This is a genomic window from Clostridium acetireducens DSM 10703, assembly GCF_001758365.1.
In the GTDB taxonomy this organism is placed as follows: Bacteria; Bacillota; Clostridia; order Clostridiales; family Clostridiaceae; genus Clostridium_C; species Clostridium_C acetireducens.
Genome location: NZ_LZFO01000050.1, coordinates 1 through 10,236, shown reverse-complemented (window position 1 = coordinate 10,236; position 10,236 = coordinate 1). Strand labels below are relative to the sequence as shown.

Here is a 10,236-nt window from a genome sequence, read left to right as displayed (position 1 = left end):
ACTCTTAGAAGAAAAAATAAAAAAACTCCGTAATTCATCACAGGACGTGATGAGCCAATTTCCGCCCCAAGGACGGGGCATAAATTGGGTAGGAGTTTTTTTATTTTTTATTCTTAGAGTGTCTTAATGAAATGACTTATTTTAAAACTCTCTTTATGCCTACTGCTCTTATAATTTTTATATAGATTATTTATAGTTATTTTATATGTGCAAATTATATCAAGCTTTTTTTTATTCAATAAACTAAATTAGTAAAATATAAGATAATTTAATAGTGTAAAAGGATAAAAGTTGTATTATAATATTTAAGTAGAATTTACTTACATATTTAAAATGTCATAAACCCGTTATTTATTTCACCTTTTTATTATAGGTGTTATAATTGTAGATATTATGTAAAATAAAATATAGTAAAGGGGTGTATTAAAAATTAATATAAAATCTTTTTTCAGTATATTTATTTCTAAAATAGTACTAAAAGTATCTAAAACCCTATTTAAAGGAGGTACCAATTTTCCAGGAAAAGTAGCTTTAAAGTTTGATAAACACATATTAAAAACCATATCTAAGGGCTACAAAGTAATACTTGTAACAGGAACTAATGGTAAAACAACAACTACAAGTATGATTTATAATATGATAAAAGACAGTGGCAAAAAAGTAATTACAAATAATACTGGTGCTAATATGTACACTGGTATAATATCTTGTTTTGTGGAAAACTATAAATTTAATGATGATTGCAGCGAAAAATTTGCTGTTATAGAAGTAGATGAAGCCAATGTAAAATTTATAACAGAATATATAACGCCTGAAGCAATAACTATAACAAATTTATTTAGAGATCAATTAGATAGATATGGAGAAGTTTATACTACTTTAAGAAAAATAATAGAAGGTGTAAAAAAAGTTCCAGAATCTACACTAGTTTTAAATGGAGACGAATCTCTTTTAGGAGATTTATCCTTACCTAACAAAACTATATACTATGGATTTAATTGTGATATAAATAAAAATAAGAAAATATCATTAAATGCAGATTCTAAATTTTGCAAAGTATGCAAAAGTGCTTATAAATATAATTTCGTAACTTATAACCATTTAGGGGATTTTTATTGTGAAAACTGTGGATATCATAGACCAGATTTAAACTACTTTGTGGATGAAATTAAAGAATTAACACCAGATGGGTCTTACATACAAATAAATGGCAATGAATATTATATAAATCAACCAGGATTATACAATATTTACAATGGTTTATGTGCATTTTCTATAGCTAAAACATTAGGTGTGGATAATTCCATTATATTTAATTCTTTAAAAAGTCAAAAAAGCAGTTTCGGTAGACAAGAAACTATAGATATAGATGGAAAAGAAGTAAAAATAATTCTTGTAAAAAATCCTGCTGGTTATGACCAAGCAGTAAATACAATAAGTCTAGATAAAAGAAATATAAACTTAGCTGTTTTATTAAATGATAATTATGCCGATGGTAGAGATGTATCTTGGATATGGGATGTTAATTTTGAAAAATTATCTTATCTTAACATAAATAAAATAATGATTTCCGGCATTAGATTATATGACATGGCTATAAGATTAAAAATAGCTAATTTAAATGCTAATAATTTTGTGCTTTGTGAAAATGATGAAAATCTATTAAAAGAAATAAAACAATGTGATACAAATATAGTTTATATATTAGCTACTTACACAGCTATGATTAATTTCAGAAAATTTTTAAACTCAAATGGATATATTAAAAAACTTTGGTAATAAAAAGGATGTGAATTTAATGGAACTAAATATATGTCACCTATATCCAGACCTATTAAATGTATACGGTGATGTGGGAAATATATTAATTTTAAAATATAGAGCAGAACAAAGAAAAATTAAAGTTAATATACACAATGTTTCCTTAAAAGATAAATTTGATACCACCAAATATGATATAGTATTTTTTGGTGGCGGACAAGATTATGAACAATCTATAGTTTCTAAAGATTTATTAGGAAATAAAAAATATGCTATAAAAGAATATATAGAAAGCAATAAAGTATTTTTAGCAATATGCGGTGGTTATCAACTATTAGGTCAATATTATACTACTCCTGAAGGTGAGAAATTAGAAGGATTAAAAATATTAGATATATACACTAAAAGTGGTAATACTAGATTTATTGGAAATACTGTTATATACAATGAAGATTTAAATCAAACTTATGTAGGCTTTGAAAATCACTCTGGAAGAACTTACATAGGAAATTTAAAACCTTTAGGAAAAGTTATAGCTGGTTATGGTAATAATGGTGAAGATGGTTATGAAGGCTGTATATATAAAAATACTTTCTGTACATATTTTCATGGTTCACTTTTATCTAAAAACCCAGAACTAGCTGATAGACTTTTAACACTAGCTTTAAATAACAAATATGGAGAAATATCTCTAGAACCTTTAGATGATACTTTAGAAATAAAAGCAAAAGAATTTATAATAAATAGAGAAACAAAAAAATAAAAATTAAAAAAATACATATACTATTATAGGGTCTTTCTTTCACATAAACACTCTCTTTAATTTATAAGATATTTATATAAATATATCTTATAACATAAGAATAGAGAAGCTAGCAAATAGCTTCTCTATTTATAATATAAACTAATTATTCTTTATTACTATATTATCTCCTTCTACATCTACTTTTACAGTTATACCCTCATATATTTCTCCCTTTATTATTTTCTTAGCTATTTGAGTTTCTAAAGTATTTTCTATATATCTCTTTAAAGGTCTAGCTCCATACACTGGATCATAACCTTCTTTAGCCATTAAACCCTTGGCAGAGTCTGTAATTTCTAGAGAAATATGCCTATCCTTAAGTCTTTTTCTAATTTCATCTACAAATATATCTATAATTTTTCCAATGTCATCTATAGTTAATGGTTTAAACATTATTACATCATCTAGTCTATTTAAAAATTCTGGTTTAAATCTAATTTTCATTTCATTCATAACTTTTTCTCTTATTTGTTTTTCTACTATTTTCAAATTCTTATTTTCTAATAAATGTTCACTTCCTATATTAGAAGTCATTATAATTATACAATTTTTAAAATCTACTGTTTTTCCCTGATTATCAGTAAGCCTTCCATCATCAAATATTTGAAGAAATATATTAAATACATCTTCATGTGCTTTTTCAATTTCGTCAAACAATATTACGCTATAAGGATTTCTCCTTACTGCTTCTGTAAGTTGACCTCCTTCTTCGTATCCTACATATCCAGGAGGCGCTCCTATTAATCTAGATACAGAGTATTTTTCCATATACTCTGACATATCAATTCTTATTATATTTTCTTCGCTATCAAAAAGAGTTTTAGCTAAAGTTTTAGCAAGCTCTGTTTTACCAACTCCTGTAGGACCTAAAAATATAAATGAACCTATTGGTCTTTTAGGATCTTTCATTCCTGCTCTAGCTCTAATTACTGCATCTGATACTGCTTTAACTGCTTCTTCTTGTCCAATAACTTTTTTAGATAACTCCTCTTCTAACCTTAAAAGTTTCTTTCTTTCACCTTCTACTAATTTTGCCACAGGTATTCCAGTCCATTTAGAAACTATTTGTGCTATTTCATCTTCTGTAACTTCTTCTTTAAGCAATGCTCCTTCATAATTATCCTTTATTTTTTCTTCCATTTCCTTTATTTGTGCTTCTATTTGAGGAATAACTCCATATCTAAGTTCTGCCACTTTATTTAAATCATATTCCCTTTCTGCCTTTTCTATTTCTCCTTTTACTTCATCTAATTTTTCTTTTAAATTTCTGACTTTTATAATTTTTTCTTTTTCCTTTTCATATTTAGCTGTTAATGCATTATTTTTATCTTTTAAATTACTAATATCTTTTTCAATAGATTTAAGTCTTTCCATTGAAGCTGTGTCTTTTTCTTTGGATAATGCTTCTTTTTCTATTTCTAATTGAAATATCTTTCTTCTTACCGCATCTAATTCTGTAGGCATACTATCTATTTCTGTTCTTATCATAGCCCCTGCTTCATCAATTAAATCTATAGCTTTATCTGGCAAAAATCTATCTGTTATATATCTAGAAGAAAGCTTTGCTGCTGCTACAATTGCCAAATCGTGAATTCTAACTCCATGATGTATTTCAAATCTTTCTTTAAGCCCTCTTAATATGGATATACTATCTTCTAGTGTAGGCTCATCTACTATAACTGGCTGAAATCTTCTCTCTAAGGCTTTATCTTTTTCTATATATTTTCTATATTCATCAAAAGTAGTGGCACCTATACAGTGAAGTTCCCCTCTTGCAAGCATTGGCTTTATTAAATTTCCTGCATCCATAGAACCTTCTGTTTTTCCTGCTCCTACTATAGTATGAATTTCATCTATAAACAAAATTATTCTTCCATCACTATTTTGAACTTCCTTTAATACTGCTTTAAGTCTTTCCTCAAATTCTCCTCTATATTTAGCTCCAGCAATTAAAGCCCCCATATCTAATGAAAATATTATTCTATCTTTAAGGCCTTCTGGCACATCTCCTTTTACTATTCTCTCTGCTAATCCTTCTACTATAGCAGTTTTACCTACTCCAGGTTCTCCTATTAGAACAGGATTATTTTTAGTTCTTCTAGATAATATTCTTACAACTCTTCTTATTTCATCATCTCTACCTATAACAGGATCTAACTTGTGCTTTTTAGCATCTTCTACTAAATTTCTTCCATATTTAGATAAAGCATCATAAGTTCCTTCTGGATCCTGTGTATCTACTCTTTGACTTCCTCTAACTTCAGATAATACATTTAAAAATTCAGATTTTTTAACATTGAATTTATCTAATATTTTACCTACTTCACCTTTTTTATCTATATCCATAATTGCAAGCATTACATGTTCCACACTTACATAAGAATCTTTAAAATTTTTAGCTATTTCTTCTGCTTTAACAAATATTTCTTCAAATCTTCTAGTAGCATATACCCCTGAATTTTGAGCCCCTTCACCTAAAACTCTAGGCATTTTATTTAATACATCTTCTATATCATCTTTTAATACCTTTATATTAACTTCCATCTTAGAAAATATATTAGGAATAAGACCATCATCTTGATTAATTAGTGCTGAAAATAAATGCACTGCATCAATTTGCTGATGATTATGTCTAACAGCTATTAATTGAGCTTCATTTATACTTTCTTGAACTTTTATTGTTAATTTATCTATGTTCATACATTTCCCTCCAAAACCAAATTAATTTATTATTTACAATTACAATTATTTTCTTCATATTTTATAATTATATTAATACATAAGTCAAAGATAGTCAAAGTCTAATGCATGCAATAAATAAAAGAAAAATAATAATAATAATAGATTTTCAACACTATTTAATCAATATAGAACTTTTAACTAAAATAAAGCCTATAATAGCACTATAATAAAAAAGTTCTAAAAATTAAAATCAACAAACCTTAATTCTTAGAACTTTTAAATATTTTCATAGAAAAATTATATATATTTTTTTAAATTTATAGCTAAATTAAAATACTTAATGGATTCTTTTATATTATCTAATTTATGATATATATTTCCTAACTCCATATACCTGAAATATATGTCTTTCTTTGTTCCAAACTTAGTTAATAATCCTAATGCTAAATTCATATAAATTTCTGCATTTTCTAAATCACCTTTTCGCTCCATTATTATAGACTTATAATAATAAGTCTTTTCTATATATTTTAAATCATCTAGAACAATAGCATAATCCAAAGCCTCTTCGCAAATTTTTCCCGCTTCATCTAAGTGACTATTTTCAATTAACTTATTAATATTTTTTACCATAAATTTAACTAATTTATGCTTGTCATCTTTAGGAAAACATTGAAGAGAACATTTTACATAATTTATTCCTTCATCTTTCATACTAATTTCAAACATAACCGTAGCATAATTAAACATAGCTTGAGATTTATAAAAATTATTATCTTCATATAACTTATAAGACTCTTTTTCATATTTTTTAAAATTATCTTTGCCCATTCTAAGTGAAAGTAAAGCTAACATATGATATATTTCTGCTTTTTTAACATTATCTTCTACATATTTTAGTAATTTTTTTAATTCTAAAGCTATTTCATAAGCTTTATTATATTTCTTTAACATTATATAACATGCAGCTTCTTTATAAGTAGCTTCAATTAACATGGATTTTTTATTTGCATCTCCACTAAATTTCTTAACATTATTATAATAATTAGATGCTTGAGCATATTCTTTTATATTAAAAAAATACTGTCCTATATCCAAATAATATATAGCTAAATTATCTTCGTTTCTTGAATTTTTGCACAATGTATAGTATTTAGATATAGTTAATTGGTTTTTTTCTAATTTATTTTCATTTAAATAATAATTGAACATTAAATGTAGTATTTCAAAAGCTAAATCATAATAATTATTTTCTTCTGCAAAAACTAAATTATACTCCAAATCTTTTTCATAGCTTTTAGAAAAATCATTATTTTTTAACTCTTTTACATTTTTTTCTATTTGTTGTCTTATATCTTCCTTTAAATATTTTACATCCATTTCTAATTTTTTTGCTACATGATCTAAAATCCATTCTTCTGGTTTTATTTTTCCATTTTCAATACAACTCATCTTAGAAACAGATATTTTACTACCACAAACGTCCTTTAAGGTACACCCTTTGTATATTCTGCATCTTTTTATTTTTTCTCCTATAGAAAGTATTTCCATAAAATCTTCCACCCATCCATCAAGACTCTTTTAAAACTCCTAATTGCTTAAACATATCCACACCTTCATTTAAATACTTAGCAGCTTCTTTTTCATTTCCGTTATCTATATAAAATTTCCCTAACATAATAGATATTTCTGCTACTTCTTTCATATAATCCATGTTTTTTACAAAATTCAAAGCAACAAGAAGAGTATTTTCCGCCTCTCTTAATTTTTCATCTAAAATATCCACTCTATATTTCAATAAATAATACTTTATTAATTCCTTATCACTTTTATCTTGCACTATATTTTCGATTTCATCAAGTATTTCTCTACATTTTTCTATATTTTTTAACTTAATATAATTTTCACATATATTTGTCAATGTGTCTACTATTTTAGCATCTTTATTTTTTTCTCTAATAGCTTTTGCCTTATTTAAATGTATAAAAGACTCATCTAAATTTTCAAATTCTGAAAATAGCTTTCCTAAATTATTTTCTATTTCAGATACATAGGAAATATCATTTATTTCTTGAAAAACTTCTAGCGTCTTCTTAGAATATTTTATAGCATTATCCATATCACCTTTTTTACTATATTGCTCTGCCATTAACAAAAGTGAATTAGCATATTCTTTTTTACTATCCAATTGCCTAAACTTTTCTTTAGCTAAATAAGAATAATCTATTGATTTATCTAATTCTTCTAATTTAAAATATGTAAATGCCCTATAATAATATATTTTTCCTAGTAAAAAATCATCTCCTATTTCATTTTCACTATAAACTTCTTCTGCTTGTCCAAAATAACTACAAGATGAATGATATGCTTTTAAAGTTAATGTGATTTTTCCTAAATTAACAAAGCAATTTACAATTTCCTCATAATTATTATTCTTTATAAATATTACATTAGCTGAAAGGAAAAATTGTTGTGCTAAAGCTTTTTCATCTTTATACATAGATATAATTCCTCTTAAATATAAATTCTTTGCCTTTCTATATTCTAAATTATATTTTTCCGCATAATACAAAGATTTTTCTATATATTTTTCTGCTTGATTTAAACTTTCATTCAATATGTAAGATTCTGCTATATTTTCAAAATAAGTACAAATTTTTTCTGCTTGAGTTTCTTCTGACTCCATTAAATATTCAATAGAAGTATGTAAAGCTTCTGCTAAATACTCTAACAAATCCATACTAGGATTAGATTTACCAGATTCTACTAAACTTATTTGCCCTGGAGTAATTCTATTTCCTGCCAAGTCTTTTAGAGTCATATTTAATTTTTTTCTTCTACGTTTTATTTTTTCCCCTAATGATAATATCTCCATACTCCACACTCTTTCTATCTATAATTTTTATATTTTTAACTAAATTAAATTATTTTGAAAATTATTTATTTTATTATAGCATATTTTTTAAAAATAATAAAAAATATTTTAATTTATACCTTATAAAACAATAAATTGTTGATTTTGTATAGCACATTTAAAAAATCAACAATTTATTGTATGTAATAATTATCTCATCATGTCTCTCATTCCACCATAAGCATCTTGTGCAAATCCTTTCATATATTTAGCAGACCTTCTTAATCTTCTTCTTGTTCCTCTATCTAATCTAGGAGCAAACATCATACCAGCTACTGCTCCTACTACAGCACCAGCAGTAATACCTCTAATAAATTTATTCATATTCTACACACCTCTCTAACATTAATATTTTAATTTCCTATATATATAGAATATGCATTTTTTTATATAATAAACAAAGAAAATAATAGAAACTTTAATCAATGCCTTTTATTAAATCATCCATAGCTTCATTTGCCAACTTATCACATCTATTATTAAATTCATTGTCAGAATGTCCCTTTACTTTAACAAATTTAACTTTATGATAATTTATAAGCTTAATTAAATCCTCCCATATTTCTCTATTTTTCACTGGTTCTTTTGAAGATGTTTTCCAATTATTTTTTTGCCATTTATCTATCCATTTTTGATTTATAGCATTTACAACATAAGCAGAATCACTATATAAAGTTACACTACAAGGTTCTTTTAACCTGGAAAGAGCTGTTACCACTGCTTTTAATTCCATTATATTATTAGTAGTATTTTTAAAAGCCTTTTTTTCTTCCTTTTTAAAATTCTTATACATAAATACAATTCCATAAGCACCTATAGTATTTTCTTTTCCATTTCCCCTACAAGCCCCATCAGTATATATTGTAACTTCTTTCATAAAAAAACCCTCCAAAATAAATAATTTATGCCTTTTTGCCCATTTTCTCTACATAAGATATTAATTTACTTACATTACTGCTTCCTACAACCTGAGAAATATAATCCACAACTTCTTTTACCTTTAAAATTATATCTTCTTCGCCTTCCCAATTTTCCAAAATAACTTCCTTAGGTACTTCATTTATAATTTTATTTAATCCGTAAAAGGCTATAGCTACATCATCTATATTACCTATAAATGGAATAAAATCTGGTATAATATCTAAAGGACTTGCCAAATAAGCAGTAATAGCTGCTACTTGAGCTTTAGTTTTAAAATCCACTCTTTCATCTCTAAATATTCTATATAAAAGCACTACCACATCCGGTATAAGCAATGCATATTTAGAAATTTTTTCACATTTATATGGTATTTTTTCTTCAATTTTATTTCTAATTTTTCCATAACAACCATTATTCATAAATTTCTTTTTAAAATTTTTCTTTCTTTCAAAAGCAATACCTTCTTTTTCTTTAGTATATATTATATTTTCTACATCTAATTCTAAACTATCTTTAACTATATTTATACTATTTAACTTAAAATATACATAAGGTATAGTTTTCGATAAAATGCTTAAATCTATTTGAATAGTATCTTTATCAACATTTATTCCATAGTCTTCAAAATATTTTAAAAATCCTTTTAAAGTTGCATTTTTAACAACTTCGAATATAGATAGCTTGGCTACTTTAGCACTAAATATTTTTAAATTTAATACGTTATTACAAACACTTCCTACTCCAATTTTAACTTCAAAATTTATTTTCATTCCCTTAGTATAACTACCTAAAACAGTAATTAATTCATTTATTTCTATATCACTAAATCTTAATCCCTCTACATTTACAAATTCTTTTAATATATTAAATATGTCTTTATTAGTTAATAATATATTAGCTTGCGAAATTTTCATGAAACCCTCCTAACCATTCCCCTTATGGCAATTTAAATTTTCAAAAATACTTTTTATATAGCTATATAAAAAGTATACAACATATATTTTTTTCTTCAACCAATGTAATAATATTTTTATATGATTAAACCTAAAAAAGAACAAATAAAATAATTAATATACTTTGCAGATAAAAAATAATTAAAAATAATCTGTATAAAAATAATAAGCTAAGCCTCATAAAGAGAGTTTGGAAATAA

The 10,236-nt window shown here is 25.2% G+C and carries 8 protein-coding genes; 2 read left to right on the top strand and 6 right to left on the bottom strand.

Features of this window, described 5'->3' with window-relative positions:
• Positions 1-429 precede the first annotated feature (429 nt).
• Both CLOACE_RS10990 and CLOACE_RS10985 read left to right on the top strand, forming a co-directional pair.
• A complete protein-coding gene (locus CLOACE_RS10990; RefSeq protein WP_175429463.1) occupies positions 430-1,779 on the top strand; it encodes a Mur ligase family protein in 1,350 nt (449 codons plus the stop codon).
• Positions 1,780-1,798: 19 nt separating this feature from the next.
• Positions 1,799-2,524, top strand: coding sequence for a type 1 glutamine amidotransferase (locus CLOACE_RS10985; RefSeq protein WP_070111300.1), 726 nt, complete (start codon positions 1,799-1,801; stop codon positions 2,522-2,524).
• Between the two features lie 141 nt (positions 2,525-2,665).
• On the opposite strand, the gene clpB is transcribed toward CLOACE_RS10985, so the two are convergent.
• From clpB to CLOACE_RS10955, 6 genes are all read right to left on the bottom strand, one after another.
• On the bottom strand, positions 2,666-5,266 hold the full coding sequence (gene clpB / locus CLOACE_RS10980) for an ATP-dependent chaperone ClpB (RefSeq protein ID WP_070111297.1): 2,601 nt from the start codon (positions 5,264-5,266) through the stop codon (positions 2,666-2,668).
• A gap of 279 nt (positions 5,267-5,545) precedes the next feature.
• Complete coding sequence (locus CLOACE_RS10975; protein ID WP_070111296.1) at positions 5,546-6,799, bottom strand: helix-turn-helix domain-containing protein; 1,254 nt, start codon at positions 6,797-6,799, stop codon at positions 5,546-5,548.
• 19 nt (positions 6,800-6,818) lie between these two features.
• Positions 6,819-8,123 carry a helix-turn-helix domain-containing protein gene (locus CLOACE_RS10970; RefSeq protein ID WP_070111295.1) on the bottom strand — a complete coding sequence of 435 codons (1,305 nt, stop codon included), beginning with the start codon at positions 8,121-8,123 and terminating at the stop codon, positions 6,819-6,821.
• Between the two features lie 189 nt (positions 8,124-8,312).
• Entirely contained in the window at positions 8,313-8,486 is a 174-nt protein-coding gene (locus tag CLOACE_RS10965) for a YtxH domain-containing protein (protein ID WP_101495422.1), read from the bottom strand.
• A 94-nt stretch (positions 8,487-8,580) separates the two neighbouring features.
• Entirely contained in the window at positions 8,581-9,039 is a 459-nt protein-coding gene (rnhA, locus tag CLOACE_RS10960) for a ribonuclease HI (RefSeq protein ID WP_070111294.1), read from the bottom strand.
• 25 nt (positions 9,040-9,064) lie between these two features.
• Positions 9,065-9,997, bottom strand: a complete 933-nt coding sequence (locus tag CLOACE_RS10955; RefSeq protein ID WP_070111293.1) for a YkvA family protein — start codon at positions 9,995-9,997, stop codon at positions 9,065-9,067.
• Positions 9,998-10,236 lie beyond the last annotated feature (239 nt).